This is a genomic window from Gordonia sp. B8661-1 (genome assembly GCF_059427765.1).
The window spans coordinates 162,898-182,981 of the sequence record NZ_JCAHRL010000004.1 but is presented as its reverse complement, the minus strand read 5'-3'; the positions used below and the strand labels follow the sequence as shown (position 1 = coordinate 182,981).

19 protein-coding genes are annotated in these 20,084 nt (G+C 65.5%); 4 read left to right on the top strand and 15 right to left on the bottom strand.

From position 1 onward, the window contains the following. Nucleotides 1–75: 75 nt before the first annotated feature. The 12 genes from AC4JJG_RS10945 to AC4JJG_RS10890 all read right to left on the bottom strand — a co-directional run bounded on the left by AC4JJG_RS10945 (nt 76) and on the right by AC4JJG_RS10890 (nt 11,908). The gene (locus AC4JJG_RS10945; protein WP_495401204.1) at nt 76–684 is read right to left on the bottom strand and encodes a hypothetical protein; all 609 of its coding nucleotides are present in this window, start codon (nt 682–684) and stop codon (nt 76–78) included. After that, a complete protein-coding gene (locus tag AC4JJG_RS10940; RefSeq protein WP_495401203.1) occupies nt 684–1,562 on the bottom strand; it encodes an Rv1363c family protein in 879 nt (292 codons plus the stop codon). The genes AC4JJG_RS10945 and AC4JJG_RS10940 overlap by 1 nt, the downstream gene beginning before the upstream one ends. After that, on the bottom strand, nt 1,559–3,013 hold the full coding sequence (locus AC4JJG_RS10935; RefSeq protein ID WP_495401202.1) for an MCE family protein: 1,455 nt from the start codon (nt 3,011–3,013) through the stop codon (nt 1,559–1,561). The genes AC4JJG_RS10940 and AC4JJG_RS10935 overlap by 4 nt, the downstream gene beginning before the upstream one ends. Further along, complete coding sequence (locus AC4JJG_RS10930; protein ID WP_495401201.1) at nt 3,010–4,266, bottom strand: MlaD family protein; 1,257 nt, start codon at nt 4,264–4,266, stop codon at nt 3,010–3,012. Before AC4JJG_RS10930 ends, AC4JJG_RS10935 begins: the two co-directional genes overlap by 4 nt. Further along, nucleotides 4,263–5,537, bottom strand: a complete 1,275-nt coding sequence (locus AC4JJG_RS10925) for an MCE family protein (RefSeq protein WP_495401200.1) — start codon at nt 5,535–5,537, stop codon at nt 4,263–4,265. The genes AC4JJG_RS10930 and AC4JJG_RS10925 overlap by 4 nt, the downstream gene beginning before the upstream one ends. A gap of 1 nt (nt 5,538) precedes the next feature. Then, entirely contained in the window at nt 5,539–6,795 is a 1,257-nt protein-coding gene (locus tag AC4JJG_RS10920) for an MCE family protein (RefSeq protein WP_495401199.1), read from the bottom strand. Next, nucleotides 6,792–7,856, bottom strand: a complete 1,065-nt coding sequence (locus AC4JJG_RS10915) for an MCE family protein (protein ID WP_495401198.1) — start codon at nt 7,854–7,856, stop codon at nt 6,792–6,794. Before AC4JJG_RS10915 ends, AC4JJG_RS10920 begins: the two co-directional genes overlap by 4 nt. Then, complete coding sequence (locus AC4JJG_RS10910) at nt 7,849–9,024, bottom strand: MCE family protein (RefSeq protein ID WP_495401197.1); 1,176 nt, start codon at nt 9,022–9,024, stop codon at nt 7,849–7,851. The genes AC4JJG_RS10915 and AC4JJG_RS10910 overlap by 8 nt, the downstream gene beginning before the upstream one ends. Before the next feature lie 12 nt (nt 9,025–9,036). Continuing rightward, nucleotides 9,037–9,888, bottom strand: a complete 852-nt coding sequence (locus AC4JJG_RS10905) for an MlaE family ABC transporter permease (protein ID WP_495401196.1) — start codon at nt 9,886–9,888, stop codon at nt 9,037–9,039. A gap of 3 nt (nt 9,889–9,891) precedes the next feature. Further along, complete coding sequence (locus tag AC4JJG_RS10900; protein ID WP_495401195.1) at nt 9,892–10,656, bottom strand: MlaE family ABC transporter permease; 765 nt, start codon at nt 10,654–10,656, stop codon at nt 9,892–9,894. 68 nt (nt 10,657–10,724) lie between these two features. Beyond that, nucleotides 10,725–11,615 carry a 3-oxoacyl-ACP reductase gene (locus AC4JJG_RS10895; protein ID WP_495401194.1) on the bottom strand — a complete coding sequence of 297 codons (891 nt, stop codon included), beginning with the start codon at nt 11,613–11,615 and terminating at the stop codon, nt 10,725–10,727. A gap of 104 nt (nt 11,616–11,719) precedes the next feature. Next, complete coding sequence (locus AC4JJG_RS10890) at nt 11,720–11,908, bottom strand: ferredoxin (protein WP_495401193.1); 189 nt, start codon at nt 11,906–11,908, stop codon at nt 11,720–11,722. A gap of 127 nt (nt 11,909–12,035) precedes the next feature. Between AC4JJG_RS10890 and AC4JJG_RS10885 the strand changes: the two genes are divergently transcribed. Genes AC4JJG_RS10885 through AC4JJG_RS10875 form a run of 3 tightly spaced genes read left to right on the top strand, consistent with a single transcriptional unit; the run spans nt 12,036 to nt 15,953 of the window. Then, nucleotides 12,036–13,253, top strand: coding sequence for an acyl-CoA dehydrogenase family protein (locus AC4JJG_RS10885; protein WP_495401192.1), 1,218 nt, complete (start codon nt 12,036–12,038; stop codon nt 13,251–13,253). 34 nt (nt 13,254–13,287) lie between these two features. Continuing rightward, nucleotides 13,288–14,424 (top strand): acyl-CoA dehydrogenase family protein, encoded by a 1,137-nt coding sequence (locus tag AC4JJG_RS10880; RefSeq protein WP_495401191.1) that lies wholly within the window; start codon nt 13,288–13,290, stop codon nt 14,422–14,424. Next, nucleotides 14,421–15,953, top strand: coding sequence for a long-chain-fatty-acid--CoA ligase (locus tag AC4JJG_RS10875; protein WP_495401190.1), 1,533 nt, complete (start codon nt 14,421–14,423; stop codon nt 15,951–15,953). The genes AC4JJG_RS10880 and AC4JJG_RS10875 overlap by 4 nt, the downstream gene beginning before the upstream one ends. A gap of 24 nt (nt 15,954–15,977) precedes the next feature. On the opposite strand, the gene AC4JJG_RS10870 is transcribed toward AC4JJG_RS10875, so the two are convergent. From AC4JJG_RS10870 to AC4JJG_RS10860, 3 genes are all read right to left on the bottom strand, one after another. After that, a complete protein-coding gene (locus tag AC4JJG_RS10870; protein ID WP_495401189.1) occupies nt 15,978–16,325 on the bottom strand; it encodes a DivIVA domain-containing protein in 348 nt (115 codons plus the stop codon). A gap of 66 nt (nt 16,326–16,391) precedes the next feature. Then, nucleotides 16,392–17,528 (bottom strand): NAD(P)H-dependent flavin oxidoreductase, encoded by a 1,137-nt coding sequence (locus AC4JJG_RS10865; RefSeq protein ID WP_495401188.1) that lies wholly within the window; start codon nt 17,526–17,528, stop codon nt 16,392–16,394. A 1-nt stretch (nt 17,529) separates the two neighbouring features. After that, on the bottom strand, nt 17,530–19,191 hold the full coding sequence (locus AC4JJG_RS10860) for an acyl-CoA synthetase (protein WP_495401187.1): 1,662 nt from the start codon (nt 19,189–19,191) through the stop codon (nt 17,530–17,532). 71 nt (nt 19,192–19,262) lie between these two features. Here AC4JJG_RS10860 and AC4JJG_RS10855 point away from each other — a divergent pair, with 71 nt between their 5' ends. Next, nucleotides 19,263–20,084 carry a crotonase/enoyl-CoA hydratase family protein gene (locus AC4JJG_RS10855; protein ID WP_495401186.1) on the top strand — a complete coding sequence of 274 codons (822 nt, stop codon included), beginning with the start codon at nt 19,263–19,265 and terminating at the stop codon, nt 20,082–20,084.

The following is a 20,084-nucleotide window of genomic DNA, read 5'->3' as shown; positions in this document are numbered from 1 at the left end:
CCGCTACTCGATCAGCGGGAGGGGCCGCTACTCGATCAGCGGGAGGGGCCGCTACTCGATCAGCGGAAGGGAACGTCAGCCGCTCGGGGTGGGCACCGGGATCGGCGCGGGCGCACCCGACTTCGGATTGAGGGGTACTCCGCCTGACGGCGGCTTGTCCGACTTCTCCAGGAGGCTGCGGAACGAATCGTCGGTGATCACGTCGATGGCATTGATCATCCAGCGAGAATCCTTGTGCTCCATGCTGAACGTGAGTCGGCTCGGGTCGACGCGTACCAGCTCGCGGTCGCCGCGTGTCACCGATTGATTCATGAAGATGAGCACGGTCGCGGTGTCACGCGTACTCCGCACGACGCCCGCGTCCTGGAGCGTCACCTCGGAGACGACTCCCTGTTTGCGGACCTCCGCGGCAAGGTTGCTCTTCGTCACCAGGTCGTTGTAGGTCGGCAGCGCGCTGCCGGTCAGGACGCTCTTCGACTTCGCGATGTGATCCTCGACGTTGTTCGGTGTGTAGCCGAACATCGTCGTCGCGTAGGACCGTGCGGACTCCAGTGCGGACTCGCGGGCCTTCTCCGCCGCACGCTCGTCCCAGTAGCGGAAACCGAGGAAGGCCGTGGTCACCAGAGCGGCGAGCGCCAGCATCGACACACCGATCGTGACGATCTTGCCCGTTGTCAGCCGCATTACGTCACCCACTCGAAATTCGTCATCTTCAGTTCACCGTTGATCCGGGTCAGCTGCAGTCGCCACCGGAATGTCTGAACGACGGTCTCCTGCTTCGGATCCGGTGACTTCATCTCCCATCCCGACACCAGGATCACGGTGCCCTCATCGGGTTTCGCAACGGTGACCGCGTCGGAGATGATGGTCGAACGGGTGTCGAGTTTCTGTTCGCGGATCAGGCCGACGGCCTGCTTCATCGAATCCTGCATCTGCTGAAGCGCTTTGCCGCTGGTCTTCGTCTGCAGCGTCGTCATCGCCGTGTCGACGTTCTTCGGGTTCAGCGTCGTCAGGTCGACGATCATCTGCCGCGCGAACGACGAATACTCCGCCCGCTGATCGTTGCGGTCCTGCATCCTATTCAGTCCGATTCCGAACGCGATCGATGCGGCGACCAGCGCGACGGTCAGCACGACGGCGAGCGCACCCACGGTCCACCAGGCGGCGCCGGTACGGTCGCGCCCCGCGTAACGCACCGTGCCCGCCGGTGTTCCCGCTCCCGCGGCCACCCGTTCCTGACGACGCTCGCGATAGGTCAGCGACCGTTCCACATCGCTCGGGTCCTGCTGCGACTCCGCGGATTTCGTGCTCTCGCCGACCGCGGCGTCCGGTTCGGGCGTGTCCGTGGACCTCGCCGACGCCCGGTCACGCCGGCCCGAGGACTTGCCACCCGAACGCCGCCCCAGCGGAGCCGAGCGCTTCGGAACCCGTGGCGCACCGCTCCCGGCGCCGTCGTCCTTGCGGTCGCCCGGAGTGGTCGTCACGGCCGGAGTGGTCTCGGCCGGACTGTCGTCGCCGGTGTTCGTGGTGCCGGTCTCGTCCTTGTCGTCCGGTTCACTCACGGTTGGACCGTCGATGTGATCATCGTCTGCCATGTCCTGCTCTGCCCTTGCGCGTTCTGTCCCTGCCCGGCGTTGTACGTCTTGCCGTCCGGTCCGATGAAGTCTCCCGTCTTCGGGTCGTATCCCGTTGCGTAGACCGCGGGTTCGGCGCTGTGACTCGCCGGGGTTCCGGGGGTGACCTGTCCGGACGGCTGCTTGTTGGCTGCGGGCTTGTTCTCCGGCTTGTTCCACGGACTCGGGAACGGCAGTCCTTCGGGGAACGGAGTGTTGTTGTCGCTCACGGGCTTATAGCCGGTGCGGCACTCCGCGGGGGTCGGCGCGCGACGACCCGGGAACTCTGCGCACGGGAAATTACGCGCACCTCGGACCGCGAGGTTCGAATCCTGCGGCACACGGCACAGCATGCCGGGCGGTACGTCGCGAGCCTCCTGCGCCGAACCGAAGCGCCATTCTTGACGGGGCATGAATCCGACCGTACAGGTACCCGGATCCTGGAAGCCCAACGAGAAGTTCACGTTCGCTCCGTAGCGCGGGTCACCGGTGTTCAGTGCCGTGAACAGGGCCTGCATGAGACGCGGGTACACCACCACGATCTGCCGCAGGTTCGGCAGATAGATCGCCATCGTCCGGGCCGAGACCCCCAGGTTCGCGATCGTCAGTGGCAGTGTCTGATTCATCGACGCGAACAGTTTCTGGCTCTGCGACGCGACACCCGGTCCCTTCTCCAGGATGTCGGTCACCTCGGGACGATTCGCGCGGAGCTGATCGGTGAACTTCGTGACGTCTGCTGTCCAGGACCGGATGTCGTCGGCCGTGCGCGACTGTGTCGCGAGCAGCGGACCCGCCTGCTTCACCAATGCGATGGTGGTGTCGGTGTTCTTGTCGGCCTCGTCGACGAACAGGGCCATCGAATCCAGCAGGCGCTGCAGGGCTTCGCCCGTGCCGTTGAACGCCAGGAAGGCCTCGTCCATCACCGCGCGCAGCTTGGTGTCGCCGACCTGCTCCAGCAATGCGTCGGCCTGATCGAGCATCGTGGAGATCTCGACCGGGACGTCGGTCGACTCGACTGTCGACCCGTCGCGCAGATTCCCCGACGGACCACCGTCCACCGGCCGGAATTCGACGAACTGCTCACCGATAGCCGACACGCTGCGCACCGACGCCTTCGACGACACCGGGATGTCGGCACCGCCGTCGATGCTCAGGTGCGCCTCGACCCCGTTCGGGGTGAGTTGCACCGACCGCACCTTGCCGACGTTGACGCCGCGGAAACTGACGTTCGCGTTCTGATAGAGCCCACCGGTGGTGGGCAGCTTGAGCGTGACGTCGTTCTGTCCCAGGCCGAACATCGCGGGCAGCCGGATGTAGAACAGGCCCATCGCCACCATCGCGATCACCGTGACGACCGCGAAGATCATCAGCTGTATCCGGACGAAACGGGTGATCTTCATCGGGGTCCCCCGTTCCGGGCCGGTTTCTTCACCGACGGGGTCGGCTTGAGCTGACTCCGTGGGGTCCCGCCGCCCGCCTCCAGCGGCGCGGTGAACGGATTCAGTCCGCGCTTGGCCGCACCGGCGGGCGCGCCCACAACCCCCTCCGGACCGACCAGCCCGGACGAGGCGAGCAAGGTCTCCTTCATCCGCTGGAACGTCAGGTCGACGACGAGGTCGCCGTTGACGTAGTCGCCGCGTGCGACATCCGGAATGGTGTCCTCGATGAACGGGAAGGTCAGCATCAGTCCGAGCGCCTTGGTGAGCGCGGGTCCGGTGGACTGCAGCTGATCGAGGACCGGATCGAGATTCTTCACGATGGTCCTGATGTCGTCGGAGTTGGCGGTCAGGATGTCGTTGGTGGTCTTGGAGAGCCGTCCGAGCGAATCGAGTGTGCCGGTGAACTGTTCACGCTGATCGACGAGCAGCTGCAGAATCTTCGGACCGTCGGCCAGCGCCTTCTCCACGGTCGGGGTCTGCTGATTGATGGTGTCCGACAGGCGATTCAGTCCGTCGATGGCGGAGATGATGTTGTCCTTCTGCGCGGACAGGTCGGCGACGAGCTTGTTCAGGGCGGGCACCAGTTTCCGGATGGCGTCCTGCCGGCCGCCGAAGACCGAGTTGATCTCGTGGACGGCGTCACCGAGCTGCGACAGTCCCCCGCCGTTGAGCACCACCGACAACGAACTCAGCACCTGCTCGGTACTCGGATAGGTACAGGCCTGAACCTGTTGCGCGGCATTGATGTCGGGCACCGCGGGTTCGCCCTCCGGCGCCGCGATGTTGTCCTGCTCCGGACATTTCACCAGCGGGATCTCGTCTCCGCTCCGCAGATAGCCGCCCTGAGGCTTCTCCGGCTGCAGGATCTGCAGGTGCGACGACCCCAGCACGCTGGTCATCCCGACCATCACATGCGAGCCGCGCGGGATCTGCGTGCCCTTGTTGAGCCGCAGGGTGACCTGCGCGTTCCAGTCCTTCACCCGGAGCGAACCGATACTGCCGACCGTGGCGTCGTCGATCATCACCGGGCCGTTGGTGACCAGCCCGGATGCATTCGGGATCATCGCGGTGATCTCGTACGATCCGCTGTCGGTGCCCTGCGCGCCGGGGATGGGCATGCTGTTGATGCCGTCGAACGAACAGCCCGAAGCCACCAGCACACTCGCCGAGACAGCGGCCACGGCAAGGACTTTGGGGGATACGCGACTCATCATCCCTCACCACCGAACGGCACCAGCAGATTGCCGAGCCCGCCGCCGCCCCACGCCTTGCGGCTCTGGGCGTCGCGCTCCCGGATCGACGACTGCGCCCTCTGCTTGACGCTTTGGTTCTGGTACTCGATCTGATTGGGCCGCGCCTGGATGCCGTTGACCGGGTTGGCCATGAACGGCGGGTAATTCATGGTGATGTTGGAGAGCAGCGGCGCAAGCACCTCGACGCACTTCTCCACCTCGCCGGGATCGAGATTGGGCCGGTCGTTGGCCGCCATGGTGCCGCACAGCAGGCTGATCAGGTTGGTGCCCATGCCGAGGCCGAAGATACCGACGAGCGATCCCGACAGCGGGTTGTAGATGTTGTAGAAGTTCTGCAGCTGTGTCGGACCGGAGTGCAGCAGTCCCTGCAGTTGCTCGTTCTTGTCGCTGAGAATCTGTGTCGCCGAGGACAATTGCTTGACCGACTGGGTCAGGGTCGAACCGTTCTTGTCGATGAAGGACCGAACATCGGACAGGGCGGCGTTGAGATTGTGCATGGCACCGTCCAGTGCGGTCGTCGAATCCCCGAGAACCGAACTGACCGAGGCGATCCGGCCGTTGAACTGCACCAGCGACTCATGGCTGGTCGACAGTGCGTCGGTCAGCTTCTGCAGGCTGCGGATGGTGGCGAACAGGTCGCCGCGGCCGGCCGACAGGGTGCCGAGCACGTCCGAGAGTTCCTTGATCGACGCGTTGATCGACGGGCCGTTGCCGTTCATGTTCTTCTCGAACGTGTCGATGGTCCTCGCCGCGGTGCCGAGCCCCTTCTTGCCGTCACCCTCGTCGGTGGGGCCGACGGCCTTGGTCAGCTTGCTCAGCTGGGCCTTGATGTCATCCCACTCCATCGGCACGGCGGTGCGCTCCATCGGAATGGTCGCGCCCGAGTTGAGCTTCGGTCCGCCCGCGTAGACGGGGGTCAGCTGAATGAAGCGCCCCGACACCAGGCTCTGTGCGACCACCACGGCCTTCGCATCGGCCGGGATCGACGTCGAGCGATCGACGTTCATCGTGACCTTCACGTCGCCGGGACGCGGCGACACCGATGTCACCTTGCCGACGTTCACGCCGAGCACTCGGACCGGATCGCCGGTGTAGAGCCCGGTGACCGACGGGAAGTACGCGGTGACCGTCTTCTTGGTCGCCTTGACGTAGCCGAGGTAGCCGCCGACCGCCAGCAGGATCACCAGCAGCACGGCGATGATCGCCTGCCATGCGCGTTTGCCGATCGCCATGTCAGCGGCCCCCTCTCGGCTGATTCGGGTGTGTCGGCAGCGTCGCCGGCGGCTGCGGTGTACGCGGCGGCGGTGGTGTCGGATAGGTGAGGTTCGGCTTGTACGGGGGCGGGAGCGGCGCCTGCGGCTTCAGCTCGAACGACTCGGGCAGCGGCAGCATGCGTTTGAGCGCTCCCCACACCTGCGGGTACTTCTGCTGCAACACCTTCATGAAGGTGAGCGTGAAGTCGCCGAAGGTCGGCACACCGACGAGCGAGGAGAAGTACGGTCCCGACGACACGGCCTCGCCCAGCAGGTTGGCGTACGGCCCGAGACCGTCGATGGCCTTCTTCAGCGATCCCTGCTCATCGGTCAGGATCTTCAGGACGCCGTTGAGCCGCGTCAGCACCGGCGTCAGCTGCTCGTTGTTGTCCGCGACGAAGCCACTGATCTGCGCCGCAACGTCCCGCGTGCCACTGATGAGGGCACCGAGCGCGGCCTGGCGGTTCTGCAATTCGCCGACGAGCGCGTTGGCGTCCATCAGCAGCCGGTTGATCTGTTCGCTGCGATCACCGACGATCTTCGTCACCTCGTTGGCGCGGCCGAGCAACTCACGTAATGCGTTGTCGCGGTCGGCGATCACCTTGGAGAGGCGGGCGACACCGTCGACGGCGCCCTTCACCTCCGACGGGGTGTTCTCGAAGGTCTTGTTCAGCGTCGACAGTGCGTCGTTGAGCTGATCGGTGTCGGTCTTGGCCAGTGTGTCGGTGGCGCCTTCGAGAGCATCGGCGAGCGAGTACGGCGAGATGGTGTTCTCGTTGGAGATCTCGCCGCCCGGCTTGATCCGTCCGGGGCCGTGCGGAATCAGCGTCAGGTTCCGCCGGCCGAGCACCGTCTCGGTCTTGATCGCGGCCTGCGAATCTATGCCGAGGATGACGTTGTCACGCATCCGGAACCCGACCTTGGCCTTGGTGCCCTTGTCGGTCTCGGCCAGCGAGATCTGCTGCACCGTACCGACATTCACACCCGATACGGTGACGATATCGCCTTTCACGAGGCCGCCGGCGTCGTCGAAGTAGGCCTGGTACGTACTGATGGGCGAGAGCATCGGGATCTTGTCCATCTGCAGCGCGACGATGACCACGAGAGCCGTCACCACGACACCGATGATGCCGATCTGCGCGCGGCTTCGTCCGCCGTGCTTCGCCTCGCGGGCGATGTCCGCCTCCTCGGAGGTGGTGCGCCGACTGCGGAAGATGCCGCTGAACGGAATGCTCATCGCGGGTAGCACCGCCCTCCGGGCCGTGTGGACTGGGAGCTGACATCGACCGAGTTCCACCAGATCAATTGGTCGCCGGGACCGTTGAACACGAGCCGGATCCGGCACAGCCACAGCTGAAGCCAGGCACCGTAACTGCCGACGTTCGACAGGATCTTGTAGTCCTCCGGGAGGCGCCGGATGACGCCCCGGATGTACGGCTCCGCCTTGAGGACCTCACCCGAGGTCTTGCCGAGATTGGCCGCGGTCGACTTGATGTCCGGGCGGGTGGTGACCAGCAGGTCCGAGAGGCTGTTGGTCAGCCGCGAGGTCTCGGTGAGTGCGTTGCCGATGGTGCCGCGCTGCTCGGACAGCCCGGATACCAACTGCTGCAACCGATCCACGCTGGTGTCGAAGCCGGTGCGGTCGCCCTCGATCGTGGCCATGGTCTTGTTGAGGTTGTCGATGACCGAGCCGATCAGCTGATCGCGGTCGGCCAGCGAGTTGGTGAACTTCGAGGTATTCGCGAGCAGTTGAGTGAGCGCGGTCCGTTGGTCGTAGCCCTGGAACACCTCGATCAACGAGCTCGACAGTTCGTTGATCTCGGCCGGATTCAGCGTGCGGAACAGGGGTTTGAATCCGCCGAGCAGTTTGTCGAGGTCCAGCGCGGGTTCGGTCTGGGACAACGGGATCCGGTCACCGGGCGACAGCATGCCGGATTGATCGCCGGTCCCCTGCTGCAGCTCCAGGAATCGGTCTCCGGTGAGGTTCTCGTATCGGATGAGCGCGCGGACCGTCTTCGGCAGCGGGAACTTGCTGTCCACGTTGAAACCGACCGACACGTTGTGGTCCTGCTGCAACGAGATGTCGTTCACGGAGCCGACTTCGACGCCGGCGATCTTCACCTTGCTGCCCGACTTCATCGCCGAGGCACTGGTGAAGACGGCGCTGTATTCATCGGACGACCCGCTCCGATAGCGACTGAACACGACGACCAGCAGCACGAACACGAGCACCATCGAGATGACGAAGGCGCCGAGTTTGATCAGGGTCGCGCGGAACGCGCGGGCTCGATTATCCACGGGGCGGAGCTCCGAACAGCAGGTTGAACAAGGTCTCCCGATTCACCTTGGGGGTGGTGCGGGGCTGATAGGGCTTCGGCGCGTTGTCGCCGACATAAAAGTTGGTGGGCGTGGAATAGTTGGGATCGCTCAGCGCGCCTTCACATGTCGGCGGTCCGTCCACCGCGTTCTTCGGCAGGTCTTCGGGATAGCGGTACGGCTGCGCGCCCGGCAGCAGTCCCGCATACAGCATCAGGCCGTACGGGGCGCCGAAGATCGGCCGCGCCTTGTCACTGCCGATGGCGACGGTCCGGATGAAACATCCGAGGCCCGGCGACTGGTAGCCGAGCATGCTCGCCACCGGGCTCAGGTTCGACAGCGCGGCAATCAGTTTGGTCTTCGACGGTGCGATGACTCCGTCGATGGTGTTCGCCATGCCGGTGGCATTGATGAGCAACGCGTCGAGGTTCGCGGTGTTGTCGACCAGGGTGTTACCGATGAAGGTGAAGTTGTCCACGGTGCGCAACAGATTCGGCATCGAGTCCGCATAGACATTCGCGGTGGTCGCCGTCTCGCGCAGCATCGTATTCAGCTCGGGCAGATGCGGATTGGTCTTCCCCAGGAGCCGTTCCAGCTTCGCGAGTGCGTCGCCGATCTGATCGCCCCGGCCCGACAGCGCGGTGTTCACCGCACCGATGGTGGCGTTGAGCTTCTCCGGCTGCAGTTGCGCCAGCACACCGACCAGCCGCTGATACACGGTGTTCAGTTCCACGACGACCTGATCGCCGGACAGCACCTTGCCGGGTCGCAGCTGCCCGGACGGCCCCGATGCGGGTACATCGAAGTTGACTGCCTTGGCGCCGAAGATGGTGTTGGACTTGATGTCCGCGACGACATTCCCCGGGATGTTGCCGATCTGGTCGGAGGCGATGTCGAGTTCGAGAACCGCGTGGCCGTCGCGCTGCGTGATGGAACCGACCCGCCCGACCTCGACACCGCGCAGCTTCACCTTCGCATCCGGATTCATCACCAGACCGGCACGCGAGGTCTCCAGCGTCACCCGCTCGGTGGACTTGAACCATCCGAGAAAGGCACCAGACGCGCCGGCGATGATCGCGATCAGCGCGGCGACCATGATGGCCGCGGCCAACCTGCGGGTCACCCGCCCGCGTTCCTGTCGTCTCGTCATCTCGTCCCCGACCTATCCCGCCAGATTGAACTTGCCGTCGGCGCCATAGATGGCGAGCGAGGTGAGCAAGGTGATGACCACGACGACGACCAGGGAGGCACGCACGGCGTTGCCGACGGCGACGCCGACACCGACCGGACCGCCGGAGGCGTTGTAGCCGTAGTAGGTGTGAATCAGCATGACCGCCACCGCCATACAGATGGCCTGCACGAACGACCAGAGAATGTCCGACGGTATGAGAAAGGTGTTGAAGTAGTGGTCGTACACACCCGAGGACTGGCCGTAGAGCACCACCGTGGCGAAGCGGCTCGCGAGGAACGACGCCAGTGAGGCCAGCGCGTACAGCGGGATGATGGCGACGAGCCCGGCGATGATGCGGGTACTCACCAGGTACGGGATGGAGGAGATCGCCATCGTTTCCAGCGCGTCGATCTCCTCGCTGACACGCATCGCACCCAACTGTGCCGTCGCACCCGCGCCGATCGTCGCGGCCAGGGCGATACCGGAGATCACCGGCACCGCGATACGCACGTTGATGAATGCGGAGAAGAAGCCGGTGAGCGCCTCGACGCCGATGTTGGCCAGGGAGCTGTAGCCCTGCACCGCGATGGTGCCGCCGGTGAACAATGTCAGGAAGCCGACAACCACCACCGTGCCGCCGATCATCGCGAGAGCACCGGTGCCCATGGAGATCTCGGCGATGAGGCGCAGCGTCTCCTTCTTGTACAGGCGGATCGCACGGGGGATGGCGAGGATGCTGTCCCAATAGAACAGCGCCTGGTCGCCGATCTGATCCCAGTCCTCACCGGCGCGCTTGATGGCGACGCGCGCGGTCTGTAGTCGCGTGGTGAACGGAAGAACCATGGGTCAGCCCGCCGTCGCTTTCAGACCGACGGCGGTCACCACGACGTTCACCACGAACAGGGCCATGAACGAGTACACGACCGTCTCGTTCACGGCATCACCGACACCCTTCGCGCCGCCCTTCACGTTGAGACCCTGATAGCAACCGACCATGCCGGCGAAGAGACCGAAGAGCGCGGCCTTGACCATCGAGATCATCAGCTCGCCGAGTCCGGTCAGCAATGTCAGATTCGCCAGGAACGCACCGGGATTCACGTCCTGAAGGAAGACGGAGAACATGAAGCCACCACCGATACCGATGGTGCACACCAGGCTGTTGAGGAGCACCGCGACCCCGGTCGACGCGATGATGCGCGGCACCACGAGACGGTGAATCGGGTTGATGCCCAACACCTTCATGGCGTCGATCTCTTCGCGGATGGTGCGGGCACCGAGGTCGGCGCAGATCGCGGTGGCGCCCGCGCCCGCGACGATCAGCACCGTGACGATGGGTCCGATCTGGGTGATCGTGCCGAGCGCGGCCCCTGCACCCGACAGATCCTGTGCGCCGATCTCACGCAGCAGGATGTTCAGCGTGAAGCTGACCAGAACGGTGAAGGGGATCGCGACGAGCAGTGTTGGCATCATCGAGACGCGAGCGATGGCCCAGGACTGCTCGACGGTCTCGCGCCACTGGAATGGACGCCGGAAGAGTTCGCGGGCCGACTCGACACCGAGGGCCACGAAGTCGCCAACACCGCCCATGGGTGTTGCCAGCTTCTCTAACACCAGCACTCCTTAACCCTCCCCCGAAGGAACTCACGCGAAACCTATCACGCAACCGGCGGCCTCCTTGGTCAGTTGACCAGACCACGTGCCGAGAATGTACGGTTCTCGTCTCGACCATCGAAGTAGCTGGTCAACGTCTTGCTCAGCGCATCGTCATCCCAGGCATCGCCTGCGGCAGTGAAGGTTTCCTCCACCGAGGGGGCAGCCATCAGCATCACCTGCGGGCCGTAGACCACGAAGACCTGGCCGGACACATGATCGGATTCCGGTCCGGCGAGGAAGGTGACGAGCCGTACCACGTGCTCCGGCGACAGCGGGTCGACACCGTCGTCCGGTGCGGCGCCGAACACGTTCTCGGTCATCGCGGTGCGGGCACGCGGGCAGATCGCATTGGCACGCACTCCGTAGCGCCGCAGACCCCGGGCCGCGGACAGGGTGAGGGCGGTGATGCCCGCCTTCGCGGCGCCGTAGTTGGCCTGACCTTCCGGGCCCAGCAAGCCGGCTTCGGAGGAGGTGTTGATGAGCCGGCCGTACACCGGCTCGCCCGCGGCCTTGGACGCGTTGCGCCAGTGGCTCGCCGCATTGCGGTTGAGGAGGAAGTGTCCGCGCAAGTGAACGCGCACGACGAGATCCCACTCGCCATCGGACATGTTGAAGAGCATCCGGTCACGGGTGATGCCCGCGTTGGACATCACGATGTCCAGGGAGCCGAGATCCTCGGTGGCGGTACGCATGATCTCGGTGGCGGTGGCCGAGTCCGCGATGTCGCCCGCGACCGGAACGGCCTTGCCGCCGGCCGCGGTGATGACGTCGATGGTGTCGCTGCCGTCGAGGGCTGCGGCCAGGTCATTGACGATCACCGTGGCGCCCTGGGCCGCCAGACCGATCGACTCGGCCCGGCCGAGACCCGCACCCGCTCCGGTGACCACGGCTACGCGCCCGTCCAATGACTGCCCCACGTCGGCATCCTTTCGTACAGAGTGCAAAAACTAGAACTTGTTCTAGCATGAACGAGGGCGCCGGGGAAACCGCTTTGCCGAATTCCCAGGGAGGCGCGGCGGGCCTACTCCAGCGAGAGCGCCGACTTGGGGCAGCTCGCGACGACCTGCCGCAGTTCCTCCTCGCGCCCGGCCGGCACATCTTCCTGGAGAATGACCAGGTAATCGTTGTCGTCGAGGTCGAACACATCCGGTGCCATGCCCACGCAGATCGCGTTGGACTCGCACAGGTCGAAATCTGCCTTGATTCGCATGATCGGACTCCCTACTGACGTCGGACTGGTTGACGGGCTGTGTACAACAGGTTAGAACGTGTTTCAGAACTTGGCGAGTAGCCCGGTTGTCATTCGATCATGTTTTCTCGACCTCTGGGAGTCCCCCATGCGCATCGCGTACACCGAGCAGCAAGCCGCATTGCGCAGCGAATTGCGGGCATATTTCGCGAACCTGATGACCGACGAACGGCGAGCCGCGCTGACCGGCGGCGAAGGCGAGCTGGGTGAGGGCGACGCCTACCGCGATGTGGTCGCACAGATGGGGGCCGACGGGTGGCTCGCACTCGGGTGGCCCACCGAATACGGCGGCCAGAATCGATCGATGATGGATCAGCTGATCTTCACCGACGAGGCCGCCATCGCCGGCGCGCCCGTTCCGTTCCTGACCATCAACTCCGTCGCGCCGACGATCATGCATTACGGCACCGACGAGCAGAAGGAGTTTTTCCTTCCCAAGATCGCCGCAGGCAAACTCCACTTCTCCATCGGCTATTCGGAGCCGGGTGCCGGCACCGATCTCGCCGCGCTGCGCACCACCGCGATCCGCGACGGCGACGAGTACGTCATCAACGGTCAGAAGATGTGGACCAGCCTGGTGCCCTATGCCGACTACATCTGGCTGGCCTGCCGCACCGATCCGTCGGCGCTCACCGACGAGGGCAAGGCGCGCGGGCTGAAGAAGCATTCGGGCATCTCCATGCTGATCGTCCCGACCACCGCCGACGGGTTCAGCTACACACCGGTGCACACCATGGCGGGCGTCGACACCAGCGCCACTTACTACCAGGATGTCCGCGTGCCCACCTCGTCGGTCGTCGGTGAGGAGGGCGGCGGATGGTCGCTGGTCACCAATCAGCTCAACCACGAGCGGGTCGCCCTGTGCAGCGCCGCCCCGATCCAGACCGCACTGCGTGAGACCATCCGCTGGGCGCAGCAGACGAAAGCCGGTGACGGCCACCGTGTCATCGACACCCCATGGGTGCAGGCCAATCTCGCACGCGTGCACGCGAAGGTCGAGTTCCTGAAGCTCATCAACTGGAAGATCGCGTCCATCGCGGCCTCGGGTGCATCGCCGAGTCCCGCCGACGCATCGGCGACCAAGGTCTTCGGCACCGAGTTCGCCACCGAGGCCTACCGGCTGCTCATGGAGGTCGTCGGACCCGCGGCCACGCTGCGTCAGGGCACCCCGGGGGCACACCTGCACGGCCGCCTCGAACGCTTCCAACGGTCGTCACTGATCCTCACCTTCGGTGGCGGAACAAACGAGATCCAGCGCGACATCATCGCGATGCTCGCACTCGGACTTCCCCACCAGCGCCGCTGATCCCCCGCCGACTCTCACCGAAAGCAGCCAGCTCATGGACTTCACGCTTCCCGAATCCGCCGAGGATGTTCGCGGACTGACCCGCGACATCGCGGGCACGATCAGCACCGACGAGCGGGTCGCCGAACTCGAGGCCGCCGACGCCCCCCTCGACACGGATCTGTGGCGCGAAATCGGCACCGCGGGACTGCTCGGTCTCGAGGTGCCGTCCTCGCTCGCGGGTGATCGCGGCGGCGACCTCACCGCCGTCGAGAACGCCGTCGTCGCCGAGGAACTCGGGCGCACCTTGGCCCGGATTCCCTTCGGCCCCCATGCATTTGCCGCCCTGCCTGTCGTGTCCGCACGCGGCAGCGAGGCCCTGCGAACATGGGCGGTGAGCCCCGGAGCCGCAGGCGAGGTGATACTGACCGTCGCGTTCGAGGAGGATCTGGGCCGTGACATCGCCACCCCGGAAACCCGCCTCGACAACGGGCTCCTGACCGGCACGAAGGTCGATGTCCCGTACGCACAGGCGGCAACCGCGCTGGTCGTCAATGCTGACGGACCGGACGGTCCGGTCGCCGTGGTCGTCCGCACCGACGATCCGGGTGTACACATCACCCCGACTCTCACCACCGGCCGCATCCCGACCGCACAGGTCGACTTCGCCGGCGTGCCGGTGGCCGACGACCACGTCCTCGACGGCGGACGGGAAGCCGTCACCGACATTGCAGCTCGCCTCACCCTCGCGCTGTGCGCCGAGCAGACCGGAGTCGCCTCTCGCGCACTGGAGTTGACGGCGGAGTACGCCCGTGAGCGTGAGCAGTTCGGCCGCGCCATCGGTTCGTTCCAGGCCGTCGCGCAGCGTCTCGCCGACGGCTACATCGATCTGCAGGGGCTGTCGCTGACGACCACCCAGGCCGTGTGGATGCTCGCGGGCGACGCCAGCGAGGGCGCGACCGCCACCGAGTCGGAGCTCCACACCGCCATCGCCACCGCGAAGTTCTGGGCCGCCGAGGCAGGGCACCGTATCTCGCATACCGCGGTGCACGTGCACGGCGGTGTCGGCCTCGACACCAGCCATCCTCTGCACCGATACTTCCTGCGCGCCAAGCAGAATGAGTTCGCCCTCGGTTCCGCGCCGGTCGTCCTCGCGGCAATCGGCGCCGACATCGCCGCGACCCCGGTGTGACCGCCCCGGAGTCGCCCGCGACACTCGCGCAGCTGCTGCACTCCGCGGCGTGCGGGAAGACCGGCCTGTGGCACGGTGACGAATTCACCTCGTGGCGCGACCATCTCGATCGCTCCGCGGTACGCGGCCACGCCCTGCGGGCCCGGATGGATCCCACGCGGCCGCCGCATGTCGGCGTACTGATGGAGAACACTCCGGAGTTCAGCTACCTCCTGGGGGCCGCCGCACTGGGCGCCTTTGTGCTCGTCGGGCTGAACACCACCCGTCGCGGGGATGCGCTCGCCGCCGACGCAGCGCTCGCGGACTGTCAGTACGTCCTCGTCGATGGCACCACGCGCGACCTGCTCGGCGACAGCATCCCGGCGGACGCCACGCTGCTCGACGTCTCCGATCCCGCCTGGACTCTTCTGCTGAGCGGTTTCGACGGCAGCGCAGCGGATTTCGGCACGGTGAGCCCCGATGATCTGATGATGCTGATCTTCACCTCCGGTACCACCGGCGACCCGAAGGCCGTGCGTTGCACACAGCGCAAGTTCGCCGACAGCGGTTCCATGCTCGCCGCGCGGTTCGAGATCGCGCCCTCCGACGTCGTCTACCTGGCGATGCCGATGTTCCATTCGAACGCGGTCATCGCCGGCTGGTCGGTGGCTCTGGCGGGTGGCGCATCGGTTGCACTGCGACGGCGGTTTTCTGCCCGCGGCTTCCTCGCCGACGTGCGCCGCTACGGCATCACCTTCGCCAACTACGTCGGCAAGCCACTGCACTACATTTTGGCCACCGACGAAGCACCGGATGACGCCGACAACACGCTGCGCATCATGTACGGCAACGAGGCAAGTGCCCGCGACCGGAGCCGGTTCGCCGAGCGCTTCGGCTGCCGGGTCGTCGACGGCTTCGGCTCCACTGAGGGCGGAGTCGCCGTCACCCGTACCCCGGACACGCCCGACGATGCCCTCGGTCCTCTGCGGCCACCGAATGCCGTGGTGGACACCGTAACCGGCGAACCCGTACCGGTCGGCACCGTCGGCGAGATCGTCAACGCCTCAGGTGCGGGCCTCTTCTCCGGGTACTACCGCGACGACGAGTCAACCGCCGAACGAATGCGTGGCGGCGTCTACCACACAGGAGACCTCGGATGGGTCGACGACGACGGCTACCTTCACTTCGCGGGCCGGCTCGGCGACTGGCTACGCGTCGACGGTGAGAACCTCGGCACCGGGCCCATTGAGCGAATCCTGATGCGGCATCCCGGTATTCGTCAGGTGGCTGTGTACGGGATACCCGTGGAGATCGGTGACGAGATCGAGGCGGTGCTGGTCACCGACGATCTCGATCCTGACGATTTCGCCGAGTTCCTGTCCGCCCAGGACGATCTGGGCCCCAAGCAGTGGCCGCATCGCATCCGGGTCGTCGATGCCATGCCGGAGACCGCCACGTTCAAAACCGTGAAACGTCATCTGCGCGACGACTCGACGCCACCCACGTGGATCCGCGACGGTCGCCGGTTTCGTCCTGCGATCCAGAGCTAGTCCGCGGTTCTCGCCGGGAGGCAGTTACTCGTACCGTCCCGGGCGATCCACGAGTTGGGCGATGGTTGCCTGCACATCGTCGAGAAACGCATCCACCTCGCCCTCGTGATACCCGCGCCTTCCCATCGGCGGCTTGTTGAAGACCACGCCCTGCACCATGTCCGGGGTGATCAGCGGACCGGCTCCAGGATCTGCCGGGAGCTCTGTCGTGCGGCCACTCGACCACCATCGGATAGTGGCCTCGACGTCGTCGAGGAACGCGTCCACCTCGCCCTTGTGGTAGCCACGATGGCCAATCGGTGGCCTGCCGAATGCCACGTTGTGCACCATCTCCGCGCTGAGCAGGGGCCTGCCGTTCGAGCTGTGCGTCATGGGTCGATCGTCCCACGGACCGGCGGCGGTCCTCTGATTTGGGGACAGGGCCACCACCGGTGCCGGTCAGGACAACGTCGTGGACAGGCGCGCGACGGCCTCGTCGTATTCACTGACCATGTCGGCGATCATGTCCGCCACCGGCACGATGTCGTTGCAGCGTCCGACGATCTGGCCCGCCGGCATCGCGACGACGTCAGGATTATCGGCCGCCGAGATGCGCGAGTGCGCCTCCGCCACGAGTAGGTTCTGCAGCGGCATCGGCAGCGGCTCAGGGGCATTCGCCGCATCCCAGGCATCGGTCCACTTGGTCTTCAGCAGACGGGCGGGCTTACCCGAGTAGATACGGCGACGAACGGTGTCCCTCGACGTCGCGTTCAGCAACGCCTGCTGCACGGTCGACGGTCCGGCCGTGCCCTCTTCCTTGCCGAGTTGATACTCGGCCGCGGTCAGCCAGTACGTGCCCATCCACACGCCCTGGGCGCCGAGTGCGATGGCTGCGGCGATCTGCCGTCCGCTGCCCACGCCACCGGCCGCGAGCACCGGGGCGCGGTCGCCCATCGCGTCCACGAGTTCCGGCCACAGGATCATCGAGGTGACCTCACCCGTGTGGCCGCCTCCTTCGTAGCCCTGGGCGATGATGATGTCCACTCCCGCGTCTACATGGCTCAGCGCATGTTCCTTCGCTCCCGCGAGAGCGGCCACTTGCACGCCGTTGTCGTGCGAGATCTGGATGACGTCGGCCGGAGGCGATCCGAGTGCGTTGGCGATCAGCTTGATCTGCCCGTACTTTCGCGCATGCTCCATGGCCACGTCGACGTGGGAGCGCGCCACCGAATGCAGCCACCCGAGAACGCCGGCGTCGACTCGTTCCCCGTTGGGCAGCGGCGGCACCCCCAGATCGTCGAGGGTCCGCTCGACGAAGGCCCGGTGTTCCGGCGGGATCATCGAGTCGAGGTCCATCTTGCTGCCCTCGGTCGGTATCTTCGCGGGCATCACCACATCCACGCCGAACGGCTTGCCGTCGGTGTTCTCGTGCATCCATTCCAGGACCGCATCGAGTTCGTCGGCCTCATTGAATCGCACGCAGCCGAGGACGCCGAGACCACCCGCACGACTGATGGCGGCGGCCACGTCCTGACTCGGGGTGAATCCGAAGATCGGATACTCGATGCCGAAACGGTCAGCCAATTCGGTACGCATGTCAGCTCTTCTCCGGCGTGCTCAACGCCTCATCTGCGGGACGTTCCTGAGTGATACCGGCACCCCACCGGTAGTCGGGCTTGCCCGCCGGGGAACGTTTGATCTCCTCGACGAACCACACACTTCGGGGACATTTGTAGCCCGCCAGTTCCTTCCGGACGACCTCGTTGAGATCGGCCAGGCTGGGACGGGCACCGTCCCGGCCGGCGATGACCGCGGCGACGCGCTGCCCCCAGCGTTCATCCGTGACACCGACGACCACCGTGTCGAACACGTCCGGATGCGCTTTGAGCGCTCCCTCGACCTCCTCCGGGAAGACCTTCTCGCCACCGGTGTTGATCGACACCGAGCCACGGCCCAGCATCGTGATGTTGCCCTCGGCGTCCACTTGCGCGAAATCGCCGGGCAGTGAGTAGCGAATCCCGTTGTACTCCTTGAATGTCTGCGCCGACTTCTCCGGATCGTTGTGATAGCGCAACGGGATGTGTCCGGTGCGAGCGATCATGCCGATCTCGTCGCTCCCCGGTTCCACCTGCGTGCCGTCCTCGCGAAGGACATGGGTTTGCGAATCCGCCTTCACCCGCGGCCCGCCCGTATGCGCGGCGCCTTTGCTCGCGATGCCGAGCCCACCGAAACCGGTTTCCGACGACCCGATGGCGTCGACGATGACCACGTTCGGGAAGCGGTCGAGAAACTGATCCTTGATGCTCGGCGAGAACAGCGCGGCCGACGACGCGATCGACACCACCGAACTCAGGTCGTGGCCGTCGGCATCCGAGAGTGCCTCGATCATCGGACGCCCCATGGCATCTCCGGTGATGAAGATGACGTTCACGCCGTGACGCTCGACTATCTCCCACGCACTCGTGCCGCTGAACTCCGGGTAGACCACCGCTTTGCCACCCGCGAAGAGCGACTGGAAGACCGCCCACTGCGAGCCACCGTGTATGAACGGCGGAATCGGATACCGGACCAGTTGACCACCCTCGGCACCGGTCTTGGCCAGCTGCCATTCGTCCGCTACGGGTTCGCTTGTGTACCAGTCGATTCCGCCCCCGAGCACCCGCCAGACATCTTCTTGGCGCCACACCACTCCCTTGGGTTTTCCCGTGGTGCCGCCGGTGTAGAGCATGTACAGGTCGTCGTCGGACCGCGCCTCGAAGTCCCGGTCGGCGGACGAGGTGGCGATCGCATCCTCGAAGTCGATGGCAGCCACAGCGCTGCCACCAACCGCGCAATCCGGATCGAGGTCACTGCCGTCCTCGATCACGATCCGGTGCGCGACGGCCATCCGGTTGCCGCCATTCGACAACGTGTTGCACACCCGCTCGGTGTACTGCCTCTCGTGGATGAGTACCACCATGCCGGAGTCGGCGAAGACGTGATCGAGTTCGGCCTCGACGTAGCGGAAGTTCACGTTCACCATCACGGCACGAGCCTTGAAGATCGCGAGCATCGCCTCGACGGATTCGATGGTGTTCCTGCTGTACAGGCCCACTGTCTGCCCCGGCTGCACGCCGACCTCGCGAAGCTTGTGCGCGAGCGCGTTGGCTCGCCGGTCGAGCTCCGCATACGTGCGGGAGCGGTCCCCGGATTCCAGCGCCGTGCGCTCGGGCATGAGGTCGACAGCATGCTCGACGAGATCGGCGATCGTGTAGGCCATGGCATCAAAACTAGAACGTGTTATCGTTCGGATCAAGCAGGGATTATGCCTAGTTTCGCTAAGGACCGCCGATGACTCCCACCGTCTCTTCCGACGCCGCGACCGACCGTTCCCCGCACTGCCTTGTCGAGCAGCGCGGCCACATCCTCGTGGTGACGCTCAATCGTCCCGAGGCCCGCAACGCCCTGTCGTCGGAGATGATGCGCATCATGGTGGAGGCGTGGGACCGCGTGGACAACGATCCGGAGATCCGGGTCGCCATCCTCACCGGCGCGGGCGGAGCGTTCTGTGCCGGCATGGATCTCAAGGCGATGAACCAGAACTCCCCCGGCGACACCGCGTCGTCGGGCAGTTGGGACCCGGCCTCCCTGCCCGCCCTGCTCAAGGGCCGCCGCCTGACCAAGCCGCTGATCGCCGCCGTCGAGGGCGCGGCCATCGCCGGCGGCACCGAGATCCTGCAGGGCACCGACATCCGCGTCGGCGCGGAGAGTGCGAAGTTCGGTGTCGCCGAGGCCCGTTGGGGGCTCTTCCCACTCGGCGGCAGTGCGGTCCGTCTTCCCCGGCAGATCCCGTACACGATCGCTGCCGACCTCCTGCTGACCGGGCGTCACATCACCTCGGCCGAGGCCAAGGAGTACGGCCTGATCGGTTACGTCGTCCCGGATGGCACGGCACTGGACAAGGCGATGGAGATCGCCGAGACCATCGCCGCGAACGGTCCCCTCGCCGTGCAGGGCATCCTGCGCACCATGCGTGAAACCGAGGGCATGCACGAGTTGGAGGCCTTCCAGGTCGAGTCGAAGATCGGCATCTCGGTGTTCCGGAGCAAGGATGCCAAGGTCGGCCCGCGCGCCTTCGCCAACAAGGAGAAGCCTGTCTTCACCGGGGAGTGA

Coding starts and splice junctions, on each gene's coding strand:
- AC4JJG_RS10945 (WP_495401204.1), bottom strand. CDS start 684: ATGCGGCTGACAACGGGCAAGATCGTCACGATCGGTGTGTCGATGCTG.
- AC4JJG_RS10935 (WP_495401202.1), bottom strand. CDS start 3,013: ATGAAGATCACCCGTTTCGTCCGGATACAGCTGATGATCTTCGCGGTC.
- AC4JJG_RS10930 (WP_495401201.1), bottom strand. CDS start 4,266: ATGATGAGTCGCGTATCCCCCAAAGTCCTTGCCGTGGCCGCTGTCTCG.
- AC4JJG_RS10925 (WP_495401200.1), bottom strand. CDS start 5,537: ATGGCGATCGGCAAACGCGCATGGCAGGCGATCATCGCCGTGCTGCTG.
- AC4JJG_RS10920 (WP_495401199.1), bottom strand. CDS start 6,795: ATGAGCATTCCGTTCAGCGGCATCTTCCGCAGTCGGCGCACCACCTCC.
- AC4JJG_RS10910 (WP_495401197.1), bottom strand. CDS start 9,024: ATGACGAGACGACAGGAACGCGGGCGGGTGACCCGCAGGTTGGCCGCG.
- AC4JJG_RS10905 (WP_495401196.1), bottom strand. CDS start 9,888: ATGGTTCTTCCGTTCACCACGCGACTACAGACCGCGCGCGTCGCCATC.
- AC4JJG_RS10890 (WP_495401193.1), bottom strand. CDS start 11,908: ATGCGAATCAAGGCAGATTTCGACCTGTGCGAGTCCAACGCGATCTGC.
- AC4JJG_RS10885 (WP_495401192.1), top strand. CDS start 12,036: ATGCGCATCGCGTACACCGAGCAGCAAGCCGCATTGCGCAGCGAATTG.
- AC4JJG_RS10880 (WP_495401191.1), top strand. CDS start 13,288: ATGGACTTCACGCTTCCCGAATCCGCCGAGGATGTTCGCGGACTGACC.
- AC4JJG_RS10870 (WP_495401189.1), bottom strand. CDS start 16,325: ATGACGCACAGCTCGAACGGCAGGCCCCTGCTCAGCGCGGAGATGGTG.
- AC4JJG_RS10865 (WP_495401188.1), bottom strand. CDS start 17,528: ATGCGTACCGAATTGGCTGACCGTTTCGGCATCGAGTATCCGATCTTC.
- AC4JJG_RS10860 (WP_495401187.1), bottom strand. CDS start 19,191: ATGGCCTACACGATCGCCGATCTCGTCGAGCATGCTGTCGACCTCATG.
- AC4JJG_RS10855 (WP_495401186.1), top strand. CDS start 19,263: ATGACTCCCACCGTCTCTTCCGACGCCGCGACCGACCGTTCCCCGCAC.